General features: G+C 36.8%; 20 protein-coding genes. 4 read left to right on the forward strand and 16 right to left on the reverse strand.

Translation table 11 applies throughout. From position 1 onward, the window contains the following. Nucleotides 1–43: 43 nt before the first annotated feature. From AC27H3_RS12230 to AC27H3_RS12255, 6 genes are all read right to left on the reverse strand, one after another. Nucleotides 44–481, reverse strand: a complete 438-nt coding sequence (locus AC27H3_RS12230) for a DUF3010 family protein (RefSeq protein WP_487106585.1) — start codon at nt 479–481, stop codon at nt 44–46. Between the two features lie 118 nt (nt 482–599). Further along, nucleotides 600–1,364, reverse strand: a complete 765-nt coding sequence (locus tag AC27H3_RS12235) for a tRNA-uridine aminocarboxypropyltransferase (RefSeq protein WP_487106587.1) — start codon at nt 1,362–1,364, stop codon at nt 600–602. 137 nt (nt 1,365–1,501) lie between these two features. Beyond that, nucleotides 1,502–2,305 (reverse strand): DUF2884 family protein, encoded by an 804-nt coding sequence (locus AC27H3_RS12240; RefSeq protein ID WP_487106589.1) that lies wholly within the window; start codon nt 2,303–2,305, stop codon nt 1,502–1,504. A gap of 225 nt (nt 2,306–2,530) precedes the next feature. After that, on the reverse strand, nt 2,531–3,685 hold the full coding sequence (zapE, locus tag AC27H3_RS12245; RefSeq protein ID WP_487106591.1) for a cell division protein ZapE: 1,155 nt from the start codon (nt 3,683–3,685) through the stop codon (nt 2,531–2,533). Between the two features lie 327 nt (nt 3,686–4,012). Further along, nucleotides 4,013–4,222 (reverse strand): cold-shock protein, encoded by a 210-nt coding sequence (locus tag AC27H3_RS12250; protein WP_077287100.1) that lies wholly within the window; start codon nt 4,220–4,222, stop codon nt 4,013–4,015. A 256-nt stretch (nt 4,223–4,478) separates the two neighbouring features. Further along, a complete protein-coding gene (locus AC27H3_RS12255; RefSeq protein ID WP_487106594.1) occupies nt 4,479–4,994 on the reverse strand; it encodes an RNA methyltransferase in 516 nt (171 codons plus the stop codon). Nucleotides 4,995–5,252: 258 nt separating this feature from the next. Here AC27H3_RS12255 and AC27H3_RS12260 point away from each other — a divergent pair, with 258 nt between their 5' ends. From AC27H3_RS12260 to AC27H3_RS12270, 3 genes are all read left to right on the forward strand, one after another. Continuing rightward, on the forward strand, nt 5,253–5,807 hold the full coding sequence (locus AC27H3_RS12260) for a hypothetical protein (protein ID WP_487106752.1): 555 nt from the start codon (nt 5,253–5,255) through the stop codon (nt 5,805–5,807). 220 nt (nt 5,808–6,027) lie between these two features. Continuing rightward, nucleotides 6,028–6,693 carry a signal peptidase I gene (gene lepB / locus AC27H3_RS12265; protein WP_487106753.1) on the forward strand — a complete coding sequence of 222 codons (666 nt, stop codon included), beginning with the start codon at nt 6,028–6,030 and terminating at the stop codon, nt 6,691–6,693. A 191-nt stretch (nt 6,694–6,884) separates the two neighbouring features. After that, nucleotides 6,885–7,667 (forward strand): peptidylprolyl isomerase, encoded by a 783-nt coding sequence (locus AC27H3_RS12270; RefSeq protein WP_487106596.1) that lies wholly within the window; start codon nt 6,885–6,887, stop codon nt 7,665–7,667. 60 nt (nt 7,668–7,727) lie between these two features. Here AC27H3_RS12270 and nudC read toward each other — a convergent pair whose 3' ends face one another. The 3 genes from nudC to hpf form a co-directional block, all read right to left on the reverse strand. Next, nucleotides 7,728–8,726: an NAD(+) diphosphatase gene (gene nudC / locus AC27H3_RS12275; RefSeq protein ID WP_487106598.1), complete on the reverse strand. Its 999-nt coding sequence runs from the start codon at nt 8,724–8,726 to the stop codon at nt 7,728–7,730. A 91-nt stretch (nt 8,727–8,817) separates the two neighbouring features. Further along, a complete protein-coding gene (gene arfB / locus AC27H3_RS12280) occupies nt 8,818–9,231 on the reverse strand; it encodes an alternative ribosome rescue aminoacyl-tRNA hydrolase ArfB (protein ID WP_487106600.1) in 414 nt (137 codons plus the stop codon). A gap of 150 nt (nt 9,232–9,381) precedes the next feature. Beyond that, nucleotides 9,382–9,738 (reverse strand): ribosome hibernation-promoting factor, HPF/YfiA family, encoded by a 357-nt coding sequence (gene hpf, locus AC27H3_RS12285; RefSeq protein WP_487106602.1) that lies wholly within the window; start codon nt 9,736–9,738, stop codon nt 9,382–9,384. A gap of 319 nt (nt 9,739–10,057) precedes the next feature. Between hpf and AC27H3_RS12290 the strand changes: the two genes are divergently transcribed. Continuing rightward, on the forward strand, nt 10,058–11,161 hold the full coding sequence (locus tag AC27H3_RS12290; protein ID WP_487106603.1) for a 1-acyl-sn-glycerol-3-phosphate acyltransferase: 1,104 nt from the start codon (nt 10,058–10,060) through the stop codon (nt 11,159–11,161). Between the two features lie 358 nt (nt 11,162–11,519). Here the strand turns inward: AC27H3_RS12290 and AC27H3_RS12295 are convergent, their stop codons facing one another. The 7 genes from AC27H3_RS12295 to AC27H3_RS12325 all read right to left on the reverse strand — a co-directional run bounded on the left by AC27H3_RS12295 (nt 11,520) and on the right by AC27H3_RS12325 (nt 19,495). Next, nucleotides 11,520–11,837: an AzlD domain-containing protein gene (locus AC27H3_RS12295; RefSeq protein WP_487106604.1), complete on the reverse strand. Its 318-nt coding sequence runs from the start codon at nt 11,835–11,837 to the stop codon at nt 11,520–11,522. Next, nucleotides 11,834–12,655, reverse strand: coding sequence for an AzlC family ABC transporter permease (locus AC27H3_RS12300; protein WP_487106605.1), 822 nt, complete (start codon nt 12,653–12,655; stop codon nt 11,834–11,836). The genes AC27H3_RS12295 and AC27H3_RS12300 overlap by 4 nt, the downstream gene beginning before the upstream one ends. Nucleotides 12,656–12,805: 150 nt before the next feature. Beyond that, the gene (gene kdsB, locus AC27H3_RS12305; protein WP_487106606.1) at nt 12,806–13,570 is read right to left on the reverse strand and encodes a 3-deoxy-manno-octulosonate cytidylyltransferase; all 765 of its coding nucleotides are present in this window, start codon (nt 13,568–13,570) and stop codon (nt 12,806–12,808) included. 86 nt (nt 13,571–13,656) lie between these two features. Further along, nucleotides 13,657–13,839, reverse strand: coding sequence for a Trm112 family protein (locus AC27H3_RS12310; RefSeq protein ID WP_487106607.1), 183 nt, complete (start codon nt 13,837–13,839; stop codon nt 13,657–13,659). 169 nt (nt 13,840–14,008) lie between these two features. After that, entirely contained in the window at nt 14,009–15,067 is a 1,059-nt protein-coding gene (gene lpxK / locus AC27H3_RS12315) for a tetraacyldisaccharide 4'-kinase (RefSeq protein ID WP_487106609.1), read from the reverse strand. Between the two features lie 38 nt (nt 15,068–15,105). Next, a complete protein-coding gene (msbA, locus tag AC27H3_RS12320) occupies nt 15,106–16,869 on the reverse strand; it encodes a lipid A export permease/ATP-binding protein MsbA (protein ID WP_487106610.1) in 1,764 nt (587 codons plus the stop codon). Between the two features lie 166 nt (nt 16,870–17,035). Next, entirely contained in the window at nt 17,036–19,495 is a 2,460-nt protein-coding gene (locus AC27H3_RS12325) for a DNA internalization-related competence protein ComEC/Rec2 (protein WP_487106612.1), read from the reverse strand. Between the last annotated feature and the right edge of the window lie 35 nt (nt 19,496–19,530).

Genomic DNA, 19,530 nt, shown 5'->3' on the forward strand with positions numbered 1-19,530 from the left:
AACTTAATACAATGTTATTTTTAATAAGCGCTTATCAAAATCATTACTGCAAATACATACTGCCTTCAAAAAAAGCAAATACCGTTTCAAATGCACTTTCTTGATATTGCTTTAAACCCGTATCACGAAAATCAATATCCACTTGGCTACGAGTTAATGCTTTTTTAATAAAAGTACCCGCTAAAATTTCTACCGGTAAATCTTTAATTAGCTGAATAGCTGCTTCTAATTTAAAGCCAACCGGCCCACCTGAGAACTTTCCTTTTAAGGCACGACCTCTGATAACCACTTTATCAACTTTGTAGTCTTCCATCAGTTTAGCAAAAGCAAATTGAAAGTACTGCACTTGCTCAGCGTCGCCAGCATCAACAAGACTAATTTTTTGTACGCGCGTTTTTGGTATGTCGTACAACCCATTTTCCCGCGACATAATACAAATAATTGCATCGTTACCTTTTAATTCAACACCACATATCTTCATAAATTAACCTCGTTTCTATATTGTTCGTTATTATAAAATAGTTTTGCTTAAGCTGCAGTGTTTTCATGCATTTAAAGTAAGCTTTTAGAGCAAACCTATTTATCGTGATAATTTAGCGCTAAATATCTTTTGCCAATTTAATGTTATTTAGGTCAGCAAACTTAGTGTAATCGGCAACCGCATTTGGGTTTGCTTTATTTACTTGGCATACACCGCGTTGGTATTGATAGCTAAAAACATCGAACCACAAATCAAGCAAGTCGGCATTGGTTTGCTCACCCATTAATGACAATACCTGCGCAGCAACTTCAGCCGTGGCTAATTCAGTATTATTTGCCGCCAAACGTATTTGGTAGCGAGAGCTCAATTCAGCTGAATCTGATGGTGTTTTTGGCGTAAATGACACAACAGGCAAATCTTGCAAATATGGACTACGTCGAAACATTTTTTTAGCTTCTCGCCAACTGCCATCTAGCATGATAAATAATGGTCTTTTTCCTGAGCTCAGAGTTATTTTATTATCAAATATTTCGCGATTTTCACCCGCATAGGCTTTAGGAAATACGATCATCGGTTGCCACATAGGATCATTTATTAAGGCAATAATCTCAGGGTTGACTTCGGTTCTCGACCAAAGAAAAGCAAAACTGTCAGGAATTAAATCTGCAATTAATTTACCGGTATTACTCGGTTTTAATACTTCAGTGTCGTACATTAGCATCAAAAATCCAGCATCAGAGTTCACTTTAGGTGCTAACTCGCAAATACAAAAAGGTACGGCTAAACGACAAAGTTCGCAGCGTATAACGCGCTGACCTCTTGATTTATAGGTAGTGGTACTTAAGCTTTTACGATATTGATGAAGTTGCTGTACAGCGTGCATAAAATATTTGTCAGAGCGATTGAGGGCGCTACTTTAACGTGCACCTAATGCGTTGGCAATAAAAAAGCGCAACCTAAGTTAGGTTACGCTTTAAAGTGAGTAAAACTATGAGATATTAATCTTTTGAGTACAATGATTTAGATCGAATTGTTATGCTTGCTTGTACTCGCTGTAATAAAGTCGTAGTCAGATATCTCATCAATACTATTTCTTAATTGCGCTTCCATTTCATCGATAACAATAATTGACTGACATAAAGCTTCACCACGTTTTTCTATGTCTGTACTACGATTCTCCATTTCATTACCTATACGCTCGCCAAAATTTTCCATTTTAGCTTCGAAGGCATCCATGTCACCGCCAGAAAATAATAACTCTTGGCCTACCGCAATCATAACGGTCCCTAAAGAATTTTTAATCGTACTCTCTACCGCTGATTCAATTCTTTGTTCAAAATCTTCACCAAAAAAGTCTTTGCCAGAAAAGCCATCTTCATCGATATAAAAGTTATTTTGATTACCGAATTCCGCTTCTACTTCAGTTCGTATGTAAGTTAATTGCGTGGTTAGATCAGCGCTTACATTGTTACCTTTACCTAATAATTCATTAAACGCTAAATTAACGCCATCAATTGCTAAGTCTATCGCATCTAAGGCAATATTTTTAACTTCAGGCACAACATCTCTAATATGACTAGAGTAATCGTTTAACATTGATTTTTGTTGAGTTGTTAAAGCAATTTCTTCCCCCTTAATCAATAAAGTGTTGTTGTTTGTTATGGTATAAAGAGGTGATTTATTTTTAGAGAATACAATTTCATTTGCACTGATATTAATGCCTCCATTTAACTCAACATCGCATGAATCACTAGAAAAAGAATTATCGTGGGCATAAGTTAATGTGCTGGTCATTATTAGTGCTGTAGCAATCAATGTTTTCATTTTAATCTTCCTTATAAATTAAATCTTTCTAAAGCGACTTAAGACTTTTGAAATCGCTAGTTAGTATTCTATTTACAAAACGGATGCCAAAATTAAAAACATATAATTATCAATAGGTAAGAAATAAAAGTTATTTTTAGGATAAATGTAATTAACTATAATTTAGTGAAATTATTAACTTTATGGTGAGTTTAACAAGTCGTATGATTTCGGGGGTAACTTTACTTAAGAATAAGATAATCGCTGCATTTCAAAAAGACGTGACATGCAACGGGCAAACTCGAAATTCAGTTGTGTACCTTGATAAAGTTCAGCGATATCAACATCTGCGGTTATAATTAAGCGAATACCTCGATCGTAAAATTCATCAACAAGTGCTATAAAGCGACGAGCTTCATCGTCTAAACCTCTTAATTGTCCCATAACAACACCACTTCGTTGATAGCCATCTTCAACACCCGAAAATACCGCCGGAATTAATTTACCATTAAATTGAGGGACATTACTTACCAGTACATTTTTAAAATTATCCGCTAGTTTAATGTAGTCTCTTTGGCTTCTAGGCCCAGAGCAGAGCGCCATAAAATCGAACCAAATTGTGTTATCACTACGAGATCTAAAGTTAATATTTCTATTATTAATGACTATATAATCGTTACAACGAATATTCCCTAGAGATAATTTATTAAAATAATCGACTAAAAAGTTATGCTCAATGTCGTTACCAATAGAGTAATCACGATATTTATATTGTTGAGTTTCTGAAATTAATAACCGATGATCCGTAGGTCCATCAATTGAAATAACTTGGCAGTAATGATTAATTACATCAATTGTTGGTAAAAACCTTTCACGTTGTAAGCCATTTTTATAGAGTTCTTTTGGTGGACAGTTTGACGTTGCCACTAAAGTAATACCGTTTGATAACATGGTTTTAAGTAAACCCGCTAATAGCATGGCATCACCAATATCATTTACAAAGAATTCATCGAAACAAAGTATATCAACTTGTGTAGACCATAGCTTTGCTATCAACATTAACGGATTATCTTTACCACTAAAGTCTTTTAACTGTTGGTGCACATTCTCCATAAAATGGTGAAAATGAATACGTCTCTTCCGTTTTATTTTCAGCTGTTGATAAAATAAATCCATTAGCATGGTTTTGCCACGACCTACTCGTCCATGAAAATATAATCCTTGAATGGGCTCATGTTTAGTGAATAAGTTATTTATTTTGAAAAGGATTGGTTTTGGCTTTTGTGCACACATTAATTTTCTAGAAAGATCATCTAAAGCGAGTGCTGCTTTGTATTGCTCGTTATCGGGCTTAAGCTTGTTAAGTTCAATGAGTTGTTGGTATTGTTCAGTTACAGACATACAAGTTATGCCAATTTTATTAATTAAGTATTCTACTTTTTCATCATTAAAAAGAGATAATTACAAGACCTAAAGCTTAGTCAGTAGCTAGGCACATTTATAAACTTTATAACGCCGTACTTATTCATTTTAACCATTAATACCAATTGAAATAAATAATCGATCATTTTAAGGCGGTTTAAATCGTCAATAACTTATTACATTTGGTATAACAATGAACAACTAATTAATCAATTTATTACAGACACAAAAAAGGGCAGACTAATGTCTCCCCTTTTTTTAACACTGTTAATATTTTAGCTAGTATAACCAGCTAAGAAATATTAATTAAAGTGCTACGATGTTCTCAGCTTGAGGACCTTTTTGACCTTGAGTAACAGTAAACTGTACTTTTTGGCCTTCAGCAAGAGTTTTGAAACCGTCGCCAGAGATTGCAGAGAAATGTGCGAAAACGTCTGGACCAGACTCTTGCTCGATGAAACCGAAGCCTTTAGACTCGTTGAACCATTTTACTGTACCAGTAGTTGTATTAGACATTTTATTATCCTATTTATTCGTAATTGATGCCTCAAAAATAAGGCGATGTTGCAGAGAGTGTTGCTATTACTTATTAAACAGGACGAGCTACTTACTAATATAACTGCGAAACTTTGTACATAAATATAGGTCTTACTTTCTAGCTGCAGGTATTGTATCTAGTTTCTAACAATAGTCAACCCGTTTAATATAAAAGTATCAAATACTGATAAATAATATTTTTAACTTAATAATTAGCGCTTCTAGCTACAAGTTTTTAGACTTTCACGAATACTTTATTATTGGTATCTCGACTACGTTTAATGAGTTCGTTATTAGCAACTATATGCTTCGACTTTGCTAACCGGTCGTATAGTAATACATTTACGCTCGCGGCTAAATTCATGCAACCTATGGTAGGGACATAAACTACGGCATCTGCAGCATCAATAACATTCTGCGCTATGGTGCCATCTTCTGGACCAAAGATGTAAAGTGCATTTTCTGGATGTTCAAACTCAGGTAAAGGTATTGCCCCTTCAACCAAATCTACACAAATAACACGCTGATCTTCAGGTAAATCAGTGATTAAGGATTCAACGGCGTTTAACGGAATTTTTCTAAGCGCATCTTTTGTGTCGGTATGAAACTTTGCTGCACGGGCATATCTAACACCTGTATAACGAACTTCATTGGCTTGGTAACAACCAGCAGCACGCATTACTGCACCAACATTTGATGGGCTTTTAGGGTCGGTTAAACCAATAACAACTTGCTCTGCTTTTAATTTCATTTCAACATTACTCTATATTCACCACGGTATTTTTCGCAATTTTGCGCTGCCAATGATAATACTACAAGGTAATTTTTAATAACTGAGCATTGAATAACACCTTACTTAGCCTTTTCAATTATCTATTAGCGTATTATCTGATAGCATCGCTATGAAGCTTTTAAAAATAAGTCAATTTAGGTATATAAAATGAAAACTAAAAAAAGCATATTAGCCCTCATACTTTCAGGCAGTATTTTCTGCTTTAGCAATGCTGCTATGGCATCTGACGCACCATTAGTGTCTATCGAAACACATGATGATTTTTTTAACAGCATTAAAGCGCTCTGTGACAAAGCCTTTCAAGGTCAAGTAACTATTGATAACGCACCTGGTGACAGCTTTGCCAATAAAGATTTGATTATGCATGTTAGAAAGTGCTCAGATGAAAAACTCGAAATCCCCTTTCACGTTGGTGACGATGCCTCGCGTACTTGGATTATTACTAAAACAGGGTCAGGGTTATCTTTAAAGCATGATCACCGTCACCGTGACGGCAGCCATGATGAAAGCACTATGTATGGAGGTCATACCTTAGATGCCGGTTGGTCACAAGCACAGTCTTTTCCTGCCGATCAATACTCAAAAGAGCTATTTGTTAGTTCAGGGATCCCACAATCAGCGGGAAATACTTGGCAAATGTTTATCTACGCAGACAAATTTACCTACCGATTAATTCGTCAAGGAAGAGAATTTCGTGTCGACTTTGATTTAACAGCCCCCGTAACTCCACCGCCAGCGCCTTGGGGATATTCAGACGAAAACAATGAATAAGCAAAGTGTAAAAGGTGAATGGGTGAATAGATAAATAACGTATAAAACGTCAGACATAAATAATTACATTTAACTGTCTTTAGCGCCTTTGAATGAAGGAACTTTAAAATAACGACTTGGTCAAAAACTAAGTCGTTATTTTTTTAATTGTATTTTAATTCTGCTATTTATTTTATTTAGCATATTACCTATTACTTCAGAGGCTTGCATGAAAAACAACATAAAAAAGAGTATCACTCGAGTATTTAAAGCAAACGCATCATTATTGCTTTTTGTTAGCTTAATGCTAGTTTTTCGCAGTGCCGTCGCTGACTGGAATGATGTTCCTACCGGCTCTATGAAACCAACTATTGTCGAAGGTGACCGAATTTTAATTAATAAGATGGCTTACGATTTAAAGCTGCCGTTTAGTCAGTATTCATTGATAAAGTTCTCTGATCCTTTACCGAATGACATTGTTATTTTTGAGTCAAAAGTGGCAGATAAACGTTTAGTTAAGCGTGTTATTGGTGTACCAGGTGATACAGTTTCCATGCATAAAAACCAGTTATTCATTAACCAAGATACAGCGAATTACCAGCTCATTACAGAAAATGCTAATTTTACTTTAAGCGAAGAAAGTATCGCGGGTAATCGCCATTTAATTAGAACTTCAGTAATGCCCGGGCACAATACCCCTTACCCATTAGAAAGCTTTAAACCGGTAACTATTCCTGAGGGATATTATTTAGTTATGGGCGACAATCGAGATAACAGTGCCGACTCTCGTGCCATAGGACTTATTCCAAGAGCAGAAATTATAGGTAGATCAAGTACTGTGGTTTTTTCTCTGGATTACGAAAACTATTTATTACCCAGAGCTGAACGATTTTTGAAATCCATTTAGTTAATATCTAAGCATATTGTCGAGTAATAGCGAGCTATTGGAATTGAAAACAACGCAGTTATTGACGATTTAAACCGCCTTAAAATGAGCGATTATTTATTTCAATTGGTATTAAAGCTTCTTGCTGTTGTCATTAAAGCCCATTACTATTCAGGCACTTCTTACTAAAAATAGCTATAAGTAATTAACCAATGAATCGCTCAAAACTTTCGAAACTATCAATTGCTGCATTAATTTTTGCTAGCACCTCAAGCTTTGCTACCGTTGTTGAATTCACGACTTCCCAAGGTAACTTCAAGGTTAACCTTCACGATGAAACAACACCAGAAACAGTCGCTAATTTTTTAAAATATATTAATGATGGTGATTACAACAATACCGTTGTTCATCGTGTTGTACCTGACTTTGTCATGCAAGCAGGCGGATTTGAGTTTACTGGAGAGTTCCCGTTAACCCCAATAGCTACAGATAGCAGTATTATTAACGAGCCTGTTTTTTCCAATGTACGTGGTACTATTGCGATGGCTAAAGTGGCCAACAACGAAAATAGTGCTACTAGCCAATGGTTTGTTAATTTATCTGATAATAGTGGCGGCATTGCTGAATTAGATACACAAAATGGCGGTTTTACTGTTTTCGGTGAAGTAATTGAAGGGTTAGAAAATATCGATAATATTTCAGATATATTTCGTTGTAGCGATGTCCCAATGCCTGGATATAACGCCACACAATGCTCTGATAGTAGCTTTGTACCCGGCGTTGAAAACTTTGTGACCATAGAAACCGTAATCATAGTAGATGCAACAGTTAACACGGCAGCAAGCTTAGCTGGTGTTAGGAACACCTCATTAAACACTACGCCACCAGTATCAGAGCCTTCAGAGCCAACAACGTCAAGTAGTGGTGGCGGCTCAATGACTTGGTTCAGTTTAATTTTTGCTGGCTTAATTACCTTAAAAAGACGCTTTAAATAGCGAGTAATAATAAAATCTAGTTGCCATATTAACAGCAACTAGGTTTTAGTTTACTGACTATTAGCCTGATGATTGACTTAATTGCTTTTGACACCATAAGTCGATTAACAACCTTGATATTGACTCTTTTCTTGGTAATTTAGGTCCGTCGCTCTCATCTCCCCATTCACCAAAGTTAACAAGTTCTTGCGCAGTAAACCAGTCCGCGCTGCGAAGCTCTTCCTCTTCAAGGCATAGCTCTGTATTTTGTGCTCTAGCAATAAAACCTATCATTAAAGAGTGTGGAAAAGGCCAAGGTTGCGAGTCAATAAACTCAATATCTGTGGTTTTAACACCTGCTTCTTCGAACACCTCTCTAGCGACTGCTTCTTGTAAAGACTCGCCTGGGTCAACAAAGCCTGCGAGTGTAGAGAAAACTTTTTCGGGTATTCTATGATGCTCAGCTAATAAACAAACTGCAGGCCCTGATTTTGGTTGATGCTCCACCAACATAATTACTGCAGGATCAGTACGAGGAAAATGCTCTTTTTGACAGCGAGTGTTTTGACAAACTAAACGGTGACCACCATCCATAAGCTCGGTTTTTTCACCGCAATGCCCGCAAAATGAAGCACTTTTTTGCCAATGTATTAACGCTTTTGCATAACTTAATATAGCGCCTTGGTGTTGGCTTAATAGTGTTAGCGAACTTCTAAAATCAATAAACTTTAGCCTTTGTATAGCAAGTTTATCCAACCATTGCTTCATCTCAACATCAGTCAAAAATGAAAGATCACACACAAAATATGCTGCATCTTGCTCTGTTCCTAAAAAGGTAACCCGATTATCACTAATTGCTTGATTAAATATTGACGAATTTGAACTATCAAGCGTTAAATCTGGTGTTGATGCTTTGCTATAAACCAATAGACGTTCTTCAAGATAAAGGTACTTGCCGCGCCAATAAAAATAGAAACAACTTTCAGTTGCTGCTAGTTTTTGCTCCAACCAAGACTGATTTTTTCTTAACGTTGATGCTCTATCAAGCGGCATTTTACAAAACGTTAACTCATTGTCCATATTACTTCCTAATGCTTATTGTTATTCAACAAATGCTACTTTTGAATGTATTCAAATTCATATTACTCACGATATATGGCTAACACACGCTTTAATGATCGACTTTTGCACGTAGTAACTTATTGGAACTGTTCTTCTTTTTAGAATCCAAACGTCTGAGGTTTGAGCCTTTGGTTGGCTTGGTAGCTCGTCTGGTTTTTTTCACTATCATGGCCGTATTTATTAACGCTTTTAAACGTTTTAATGCATCATCTTTATTCATAGATTGCGTGCGAAAAGATTGTGCTTTAATAATGATAACACCGTCACTTGAAATACGACTGTCTGAGAACTTTAACAATCTATCTTTGTATATAGCAGGTAATGTAGAGCGCTTAATGTCAAAACGTAAATGTATTGCAGTTTCAACTTTATTAACTCTTTGCCCACCGTTTCCTGTAGCTCGTATGCCTGTTAGCTCAATTTCCCAATCAGCAAGCATGACATTGTTGGAAATTTCTAGCATATACCCTCTTTTTGTATCTTTTAATAAATATAGTAAGGCTATTTTATTGTGATGCCAAACTAAGTGAAACTTAGCAGTATAAGGTTAGCATTTCTGAGCATAAAAAAAGGAGGCAATTGCCTCCTAGAATAAGTTACTAATATCGAACGGTTAATTTAAGCTCATTTCTTGTACTTTTTCGTGAGCAATCTCTGGTGCGGTACTTTCAGGCTTACTATGCAAATTAGCTTTTAACAAACCCTTACGGTGTTTTAATGCTGCGTCTAATTTTTTCGCTGCTGCTGCAATGGCAGGATACATGACATTGTCGCTTGCTGAGGCGGAAATACGACCACCTTCATAAGTTGTTCGCAACTCTACACTATGTTGGTTATGTTCGTGCGATAAAATAACATCGAGTGAAATTAAGGTTGGGAAGTGTGTCGCTATTTTTGAAAACTTTTCGTTGATATGTTCTTTAATTGAATCTGAAACTTCAACATGGTGACCAGAAAGATTTATTTTCATATTTTTTCCTTTTATTGTCTACTCAATAATAATACTTGGGTCAAAAGGTTAAAAACGCAAGTTAATTAGTATTTATTTTTTCGATAAATAATTTCAAAAAGCAATTTGTAAAATAAAACTTAACAATGAAACTTCGCTATGAGCTTTATAAACATTAGTATTTAATCAGTTCAAACAACATCACTATTTGCTTATTTTCGATTAACTTAATATTTTTATTAAAGCTAATCTATTAAACAAAATGCACATTTTTTAAGATGATTCGGTTATAATAATTGCTTATAAATTATTTATTTTCGACCAAAGAAGAGAATTTTGAATGTTTGATGATATTCGCCCTTATCGTGATGATGAGGTAGTTGACGTAATCGAAAAATTAATCAATGAAAAAGGCTTACAAGCTTCAATTGCTAGTCTTAAAATGCCGCGCTTATATCAAGTTCTTCCTTCGCTTGCTTGCACTATCGTTAAATGGTCTTTAAAAATTCGCGTGCAAAAGTTTCACAATATTGAGCAAATTCAAATCGAGGTAGCTAAATACCTCCATCATCTTATCAAAAGCAGTACAGCTGGTTTTAGCTTTAGCGGTATGGATAATTTTGACAATACTAAGCCTGCACTTTTCATTAGTAATCATCGTGATATTGTTTTAGATGTTGCTTTAGTAAATTTAGCGCTCTATAAAAGTGGTATCAGCACAGTTGAAGCTGCTGTAGGTGATAATTTATTAGACCAGCCTTGGGTAGCCAATCTTATGCGGATTAACAAAAGCTTTATTGTTAAACGCAGTGAAAAGACTAAACGTGCAATGCTAACCGCGTCAAAACAACTTTCGGCTTATATTCACGATACCGTAGCAAACCGCAAACAAAATATTTGGATTGCACAACGTGAAGGTCGTGCTAAAGACGGTATAGACAAAACTAACTCTGCATTAATTTCGATGTTGTTGCTTAATAAAGATAAACAAACCCCCATAGCAGACTATCTTGCTGAAATTAATATAGTTCCGGTGTCGATTTCCTATGAATTTGACCCCTGCGATACTGACAAAGCTATTGAGCTTGCTGAAAAAGAAGCAACAGGCAGTTATCAGAAGAAAGCAGGTGAAGACTTAAGGAGCATTACGCAAGGTTTAGTTGGGCAAAAAGGTCGCGTACACATAGAGTTTTGCCAGCCAATTCAAGGCGACTATTGCGACAGCAAAGCCATTGCAGCCGCAATAGACAAAGAGATTATAAGCCACTATAAATTATACGACTCTAACCTAGTAGCGCACGCTAAACTCAATAATTTATCGATCAACGATACTGTATTAAAGCTTTTAAATAAGCGTATGGAAAACCTTAGTACAGCACAACAACATTGGTTATTAACTATGTATGCTAACCCTGTTACAGCTAAGCAAAATTTGCAACTATAAATAAGACAACCTTGGAAACAGACATTTTTCAAGTACGGTATTGCTCGTCTTATACCAATTGACTTAATGAATCGATCAATTTTAAACGAGGATAAATTTTCAGTAGCAAGGCGCTTGATTGATTCTTACATGGATGTAAGTCATTAGAGCAATGCAGGAGCATATTGTCGAGCAATAGCAGGCTATTGGGATTGAAAGCAACGTAGATACTGGATATTTAAACCGCTTTAGAATGATCGATTGTTTATATCAATTGGTATTAAATGTGTTTAAACATTTAAGGCGAGAAAATTCTCAGATAACGGCGTAATGTATCCTAAAAGCACAGTTCAATGGTTAGACGTAAACGAATAATAAGCTAAACGCTTAACAAATATCGACTTAAAACAAAGGTAATTAAACCAATAAACATGGTGAAATAAATGCTTTTAGTTTTGGCTGCGGTTAATACTGCCAAGGTCGCTGAAATTAAATAAGGGTTTTGTAACGAAACACTTAACTCGCCCTGTTGAACAAAAATAATAGGCACCCAAATAGCCGTTAATACCGCGGGCGCGCTAAAACTTAATAGTTTTGCCATTTTTGCGCCTAGGCGCACAGGTAAACGTGGATGAATGAAGAGATAACGGGTAGTAAACGTGATCAGCGCCATCAAAAAAATGGTCAGTAATGTCATACATTTTCCTCAATAGATGAAGCTGAATTGGGTTTACTGTTTATATTGTCACTACCGCTAACGTTAAGCTTTTCGTCAAGGCCATTCTTATCGTCAGTTTTGTTTGTATTTTTATGTTTATGCTGAAATCTGTCGGTAAGGTAACCGCAATACATGGCAATTAATGCCGCTGCAACTAAATCTAATTCAAATGCCATTAACTTAAATACAACAGACAAAATAGCAGCCACTATTACTGTTACCAAAATAGGCAAATTAATAATTGTTGGTATAACTAGGGCAATAAAAGTCACCGCAATGGCAAAATCTAAGCCCAAATGCGTTAAATCAGGCAGGTAACTGCCAGCAATAACCCCTGCTACATTCCATAGCAGCCAAAATACATAGAAACTTCCGCCAGCCACTACAGCATAAATTAACCTTAATTGCCCAACAAACGACTTACTATGACTCGACAACGCAAACAACTCATCGGTCAATAAAAAACCAAGTCCATAACGCCACTTGCTTGGTAAAACTTTCAGTTTATCCCTCAGCGCTAGGCCATATAGAAAGTGTCGCGAGCTAATAATAAAAGTAGTAAATAAAATAGTCGCAAGCGAGGCGTTATTGGCGATTAATTCAATCGCAACAAGCTGTGCTGAGCCAGCAAACACAATCAAGGGCATGAGGATAGCTTCGAGCGCCGAAAAATCACGTTGAACAGCTAAAGAGCCACACAGAATTCCCCAAGGCAATACAGCTAAGTTGAGGGGTAACATGTCAAAAAAGCCTTTTCTTGCCATCAACCAGCGCGCTTTTTTCTTGCTAAGTGCCATTAAACTAAAAACCTTATAGGTACATCTAACTAAACGATAAATTACAATTTATATCTACATAGTAAATTGCTGAAACATACAACTTGGGTTTAACATTTCAAAGATATAATAAAAAAGAGGCTTATTGCCTCTTCATCATTGTTTTCAATGCTATAACGCTTTGGCGTAAGCACGTGCTTTCTCTAAGTCTTCTGGTGTGTCTACACCTTCCACTTCCAAACGAGTATTAGCAACCGCAACGTGAATTTTTTCACCCTGCCAAAGTACTCGCAGTTGCTCTAAAGATTCAACTTGCTCTAGTTGGCTTGCTGGCCACTGAACATAATCTTTAATAAAACCAGCACGATAAGCATATATACCAATATGGCGAAGATAGTAGTCACCAATGGCATTTATATTATCATTATTGAGAAAGCGTTCACGGTCGTACGGTATAGTTGCACGGCTAAAATACAAGGCATAACCATTTTTATCGCATAATACTTTAACCGCATTAGGATTAAGTGCTTCTTCGACATTATCAATTTTCATCGCTAACGTTGCCATTCTAGCTTGGCTTTGATTTGATAAGTTTTCTGCAACTTGAGCAATATTTTCAACTGGAATAAATGGCTCATCCCCTTGCACATTGACAATAACTTGCTGATCTGAAAACTGATAAGTTTGCATCACTTCTGCTAAGCGCTCGGTGCCCGACTGATGATCAGCACGGGTTTTACATACTTCACCGCCAAAACTTTTAACCACACGAGCAACTTCATCGTTATCTGTTGCCACAATAACTTGCTCTGCGCCACTCGCTAAGGCCTTTTCCACAACCCATTGGATCATCGGCTTGCCAGCTATATCAGCAAGTACCTTACCCGGTAAACGTGACGATTCAAACCTTGCAGGGATCACTACCACAAATGACATAAAAACCTCTTTAGACTTATATTTTTTTATACAACATAGCTCAGCATAAATTAACTCAGCATGGCATTTCTAATTTTAGTAAAAAGTTAAACGTCATCCGCGCTAATGCGACGCGCTTCACTTTCAAGTAACACGGGAATATCTTTTTCTATTGCATAAGATAAACGGTCAAACTTACAAATTAACGCTTGTTGCTCTTTGTTGTAATCTAACTTTCCTTTACAAACTGGGCACGCTAGGATTTCCATTAATTTAGTATCAAATGCCATTATTCTCTCTCTTAAGTCTCTTATTACCTAATAAATAGTTATCAGGTGTTAATGTTGATTAAAGCTCATAATTAATACGAATAGCTACTGCATAGCATTCATACGTTTAATTTAAGCTCAATTTTATTTATTGTTATGCAAAAGCTTTATTTTTAACATTCGCAATAGCCTATATGCTTTTTGGAACAAGCCTTACAATATTATTAATAACGTTTGAAATTAATTCGTTATCGCTATTAGTTGAGAAGTCTGCATCTACAGGCAAATACCAAAAATTATCTTGAGCAAACCCAGCACATTTAACCGCATCTTTTTCTGTCATTAATAACGGTATATCTTGAGAAAACACCTGTAAATCATCGGCAGTAAAAGCTTGATGATCAATAAAGCCCTTAGCCGAAACTAAGTTAAACCCGAGTTGCTCAAGGGTATTAAAAAACCGCTGAGGGTCGCCAATACCTGCTAAAGCATTAATGTTTTTAGCACGGGTTAATTGTGTGGTTAAAAAAGTTTCTAGCTCAATTACCACACCACTTTTAACATTAATAACTTGCTTAGCTTTTAACTGCATCGTTAATACAGGTATCGAAAGTTTACTGCTGTTACCCGGCCATGAACTCTCGCCATTTACAATCACACAGTTAGCACTATTTATTCGTGAAGTTGTTTCGCGCAATGGTCCAGCTGGTAATAATAAGCCGTTGCCAAACAAGCGTTTGCCATCAACTACAACAAATTCGAAATCTCTTGCTAAGCGATAATGCTGCAAACCATCGTCTGCAATAATTAATTCGCAGCCTAAATCAACCAAGCGCTGACATGCTTGCACTCTATCAGCGCCAATCACCACAGGAACACCCGTTCGCTTAAAGATTAATAAAGGTTCATCGCCAGCCTGTTCTGCATTACTTTCATGACTAACTTGATAAGGGTAGTGCGGTGCTTTTGAACCATAACCACGACTAACCACCCCAACCTTTAACCCTTGTTCAGTAAGCTTTTCAACCAAATATAACGTGGTAGGTGTTTTCCCATTACCGCCAATACCAATATTGCCAACCACCACAATAGGAACTGAAATCTTAATACGCTTTAGTAGTCCAACTTGGTACGCTATTCGGCGCAAAAAACTGATGATGGCGAACATAACCGTTAATGGAAACAATAGCGGCACGAATAGCCATTTAGCCACATGCCCTTGAAACCATACTTTTTCAATTAATCGCATTATTATTTGCCGCAACCATTCAAGTAATACATAACGTGTTAATCACCAAATTGAAATTTATGTAGTTGAGCATAAGCACCGTTTAACGCTAATAATGTTTGATGGTCGCCCTGCTCTTTAATTTTCCCTTGCTCCATAACAATAATTTTATCAGCACTTTCTATGGTGGATAAGCGATGGGCAATAACGATACAGGTACGATTTTTTTGCAGTATGCTTAAGGCGTCTTGAATATGGCGTTCAGATTCAGTATCAAGTGCGCTGGTTGCTTCATCTAGAATTAAAAATGGTGCATCACATAATAAAGCTCGCGCTATAGCCACGCGTTGACGTTGTCCACCCGATAACATAGCGCCATTGTCACCAATATTAGTCTCTAACCCTTCAGGTAACGCTTCTACAAACTCCATAACATGCGCTTTACGGGCAGCATCTTCTATTTCTTCACGGGTTGCTTCAGGTTTTCCGTAAGCAATATTATTGGCAATAGAGTCATTAAACAGCACAACTTGTTGAGAAACATAAGCAAACTGCTTACGTAAGTCTTTTAATTTGTAGTCTTTAATATCTTGCCCATCAATTAACACCTTGCCTGATGTTGCATTATAAAATCGTAACAATAACGAACTAGCTGTAGATTTACCACTACCAGAACGCCCAACTAGAGCAACCGTTTCGCCCACATTTGCCGTAAAACTTAAATCGGTTAGTGCTTGTTTTTCTTCGCCATCGTTATAAAAGAAATTGACGTGTTCGAACGCCAGTGTGCCTTTTGCTCGTTCAATTGATAACGTGCCGGTGTCATGTTCTGTTTTTTGATCGAGTACACCAAAAATACTGACACAAGCGGCCATACCTTTTTGAAATTCGCTATTAACCGTTGTCAGTAGCTTAAGAGGTCGAAGCAGCGTAACCATGCACATTAATATTGTCATAAATACACCGGCAGAAATGTCAGCTCGCATCGAGTCTAAATTAGCAACATACAAAACAAATGCTAAAGCAAACGACGCTATAATTTGAATAACCGGAACACTAGCTGCTTGAGTTGCTACCATTTTCATACGTTGTTGACGATTTTGTCTATTAATTTTAGAAAAGCGAGCAAACTCTCGCTCTTGGCCATCAAAGGTTAATACCACTTTATGGCCATTAAAAGTTTGCTCTGCCGCCGTGGTAACTTCGCCCATGGCATTTTGAATACCTTTACTTATTTTGCGAAAACGACCAGAAACCACTGTGACTATGCCGGCAATAACAGGCGTGATCAGTAAAAAAATCGACGCTAACTGCCAACTGTTATAAAACATAACAATAAGCAAACCTAACACAAAAGCCCCTTGCTGAACCAAGGTCAGTAAAGCTTTAGAAACCGCACTAAGCACTTGCTCTGTATCAAAGGTTAATTTTGAGATCAAACTCCCTGTTGATTCTTTATCATGGTAAGCAACCGGCATTGACATAACATGTTCAAATAGCTCTTGGCGAATATTAGCAACAACATTATTACCCAACCAAGCCAAAGTATAATTACCCGCAAAGTGACAAATACCGCGAAGAATGAACATTATAACAATGACAAAGGGTGCCCACTTCATAAATTCAGGATCTTGGCCGTCTAAGCCTTTATCGATAAGGGGCTGAAGCTGTGAAAAAACAAAACTGTCGATAGCGGCATAACCAAGCATGCCTAGAATAGATACAACAGCAGCCGCTTTGTAAATTTTGGCGTAACCCAAAAGGCGCTTAAAGTTTTTTCGCGTGGTATCTTCTGTAGTCAATTGTTGGGGTTTTGTCGACATTCATACTCTCAATACGTTATCAAAAAATATCATCCCTAAGGGATTACTTTAATTATAGATATTAAATTATCTGAGTATTTTAACGCTATTTTACCAATCAACCAACCGATAAACTTTCATCGGTGATAAAAACCTAATAATTACGGTAAAACTATTGCCCACCTACCTAATTTACAAACCAGTATGGGCGCATGTTCTCACGATAACTCAACACTTCAATATGTTTCTCATCGTTAGTTTTATTCGCTTTATCTGGACTAAATTTAAAAGTGACCATGCCGACCTCAGCAGTATTAAAGGTTTGTATATTAAACCTATTATAGCGCTTGGTTATTTCGTCTGTTGGCATATGCCAACGGTTCAAGTAGCCCGCACTAAATACCGCATAACTAGGTGAAACAGCAGTTAAAAATTGGCGACTCGACGATGACTTAGAGCCATGATGGGGAACAATTAATAAATCACTGTTCAGGCTTTTACGTATGCTCTTTATATTTAATAACCGCCTTTCTTGCTTTACCGAAATGTCACCGGGTAATAAAACACTATGTACACCATCACTAACAACAACCACACATGAATCGTCATTTTTATCGCCATCAGGCTTTATAGGCGCTAACATTTCAAAACTTAACCCCTGCCAACTGAAACGTTGCCCCATCAAACAAGACCTATCAGGATTAAGTTTACTGTCATTTGCTATAACGTGATCAATACGCATTTTTGCTCTTAATTGCTCTAAACTGCCCGCATGATCATTATCATTGTGACTAATAATAACGCCATCAATCGATTGATGCCCCTGATGAGCTAAGTAAGGTAATAGCGCCGCATCGGCCATATTAAAACCGCTCGGGTAACTCGCACCAGTATCATAAATATAAACATGGTTATTTTTCTCAATAACAATGGCGAGCCCATGTCCAACGTCTAGTACCGATAATTGCCAAGTCTGTTGTTGGCTATTTTTAAATAATACTAGAGAGACGGTGATTACAAATAAGCCCAAAGTAGCAATAAACTTACCTGTACTGAGACGAAAAAATAACGCTAGTGCAATAAAAATAAAAAACATCATCAATAATTTAATTTGCTGATACGAAATAGTAACCATAGCCCACTTTGCATCAGCTAAATAACTCAACCACTGCCAGACAAACGACAAACAAAGCAATGCAAAATCAACAATAAAGCCTGACAACACACTACTAAATGGTGATACCACCACCGCCAGCAGTGTTAAAGGAATAACACTAACACTCATCAAAGGCACAGCGATAATATTGGCAAAAAATGCCGCAAGTGGCAGTTGATAACTTAAGGTGCCGGCAATGGGTAACATAGCCATAGTTAACGCCAATTGCATAATAAGCAGCGTTTTAACCCACAAACAGGCTCGAGCTTTAATTTTCCGCCATTTTTTATTTACCGGGTTTTCTGGTACTTTTTCAAGTAATACATTGGAGACTTCTTCTAACGGCACTTTAGGTATTGAAAAGCGTGCGAATGTTGAAAAAATAATAACTAATGCTGAAACTGAAAGCCAAAAACTGGCACTAATTAAACTTAACGGCCAAAGCAACACAATAATGACAATAGCGAGTAAAAACCAACGTATTAAATTGAGCCTAATATGTAAAACCTTAAGCGACCAAAACAACAGCAACATAACCAGTGCACGTAAGGTCGGAATAGAAAATCCAGCTAAATAGGCGTAATACCATGCCATAAAACAACTACACAGCACGGCAAGATAACTAAAGTTTTGTTGCATCAATTTTAGCTGCCAGCGTTTAGATAAAAGTAAATTCAACGGTAAAAGTCGAGTAAGTAATCTTATAAACATCAAACTTGCAATGGCGACAATACCAATATGTAAACCTGAGATAGCGATAAGATGCTGTGTTGCCGTTGCTGATAACACTTGCCAGTGCTCTGTCGTTAATTTACCTCGCTCGCCAAACCCTAACGCTAAAATTAACCCGCCAAGAGGTTCATCTCCCAAAGCAATAATTAACTTTAGGTATAAGGTTTGACGCCAACTCACTTGTTCATTAAGCAAAACATTGCGCTTAATGTTTATTAACATAGCTTTAGGTTTTTTATCTGCCCTAACATAGCCCGTAGCAACTATTTGTTGTTGCCTTAGCCATACTTGGTAATTAAACCCACCTATGTTTGCTAGCCCATGCGAAGGTTTTAATTTTACCGCCAATTGCCACTGCTGACCTTGTAACAAAGGTTTTTCAGCATTTTTCCATGATAAGCGCACCAAAAAGGGAGTAGTTACTGGTTGCCCTGCCCAATGGCTAATAAGAAAGTTAAAGCGACTATTGCCCGACTTTATATGCACAATGTTACGTACTTCACCTTGGATCAGATGAGCTTGTTTATGCAATGTTAAAAGGTCAATATTATTGTGACTTAAGGTATGTTTGTATTGGCTACCGGCAAGTAAAATCCATACTATTGCAATAGCAGAACCAGCCATTAATCTAAACTTGGCTGTAAAAAGAAGTGCTAAAGACATCATCAATATTATCAGTAACAAAGAAAACTCTGGTACTAAGGGTAAGAATAATGACAAAATAGCGCTGATAAAAAATGTTAATAGCCACCATTCCATAGTGATTAATATCCATTTAACCATATAAAGTTAAG

Source organism: Colwellia sp. NW0002-52-1, assembly GCF_057550865.1.

Excerpts from the sequence above, each read along its gene's own strand:
- AC27H3_RS12310 (WP_487106607.1), bottom strand. The coding sequence starts at position 13,839 with ATGGCATTTGATACTAAATTAATGGAAATCCTAGCGTGCCCAGTTTGT.
- lpxK (WP_487106609.1), bottom strand. The coding sequence starts at position 15,067 with ATGCGATTAATTGAAAAAGTATGGTTTCAAGGGCATGTGGCTAAATGG.
- zapE (WP_487106591.1), bottom strand. The coding sequence starts at position 3,685 with ATGTCTGTAACTGAACAATACCAACAACTCATTGAACTTAACAAGCTT.
- AC27H3_RS12295 (WP_487106604.1), bottom strand. The coding sequence starts at position 11,837 with ATGACATTACTGACCATTTTTTTGATGGCGCTGATCACGTTTACTACC.
- msbA (WP_487106610.1), bottom strand. The coding sequence starts at position 16,869 with ATGTCGACAAAACCCCAACAATTGACTACAGAAGATACCACGCGAAAA.
- nudC (WP_487106598.1), bottom strand. The coding sequence starts at position 8,726 with ATGGACAATGAGTTAACGTTTTGTAAAATGCCGCTTGATAGAGCATCA.
- AC27H3_RS12240 (WP_487106589.1), bottom strand. The coding sequence starts at position 2,305 with ATGAAAACATTGATTGCTACAGCACTAATAATGACCAGCACATTAACT.
- AC27H3_RS12290 (WP_487106603.1), top strand. The coding sequence starts at position 10,058 with ATGTTTGATGATATTCGCCCTTATCGTGATGATGAGGTAGTTGACGTA.
- AC27H3_RS12260 (WP_487106752.1), top strand. The coding sequence starts at position 5,253 with ATGGCATCTGACGCACCATTAGTGTCTATCGAAACACATGATGATTTT.
- hpf (WP_487106602.1), bottom strand. The coding sequence starts at position 9,738 with ATGAAAATAAATCTTTCTGGTCACCATGTTGAAGTTTCAGATTCAATT.
- kdsB (WP_487106606.1), bottom strand. The coding sequence starts at position 13,570 with ATGTCATTTGTGGTAGTGATCCCTGCAAGGTTTGAATCGTCACGTTTA.
- AC27H3_RS12230 (WP_487106585.1), bottom strand. The coding sequence starts at position 481 with ATGAAGATATGTGGTGTTGAATTAAAAGGTAACGATGCAATTATTTGT.
- AC27H3_RS12235 (WP_487106587.1), bottom strand. The coding sequence starts at position 1,364 with ATGCACGCTGTACAGCAACTTCATCAATATCGTAAAAGCTTAAGTACC.
- AC27H3_RS12270 (WP_487106596.1), top strand. The coding sequence starts at position 6,885 with ATGAATCGCTCAAAACTTTCGAAACTATCAATTGCTGCATTAATTTTT.
- AC27H3_RS12250 (WP_077287100.1), bottom strand. The coding sequence starts at position 4,222 with ATGTCTAATACAACTACTGGTACAGTAAAATGGTTCAACGAGTCTAAA.
- arfB (WP_487106600.1), bottom strand. The coding sequence starts at position 9,231 with ATGCTAGAAATTTCCAACAATGTCATGCTTGCTGATTGGGAAATTGAG.
- AC27H3_RS12300 (WP_487106605.1), bottom strand. The coding sequence starts at position 12,655 with ATGGCACTTAGCAAGAAAAAAGCGCGCTGGTTGATGGCAAGAAAAGGC.
- AC27H3_RS12255 (WP_487106594.1), bottom strand. The coding sequence starts at position 4,994 with ATGAAATTAAAAGCAGAGCAAGTTGTTATTGGTTTAACCGACCCTAAA.
- AC27H3_RS12325 (WP_487106612.1), bottom strand. The coding sequence starts at position 19,495 with ATGGAATGGTGGCTATTAACATTTTTTATCAGCGCTATTTTGTCATTA.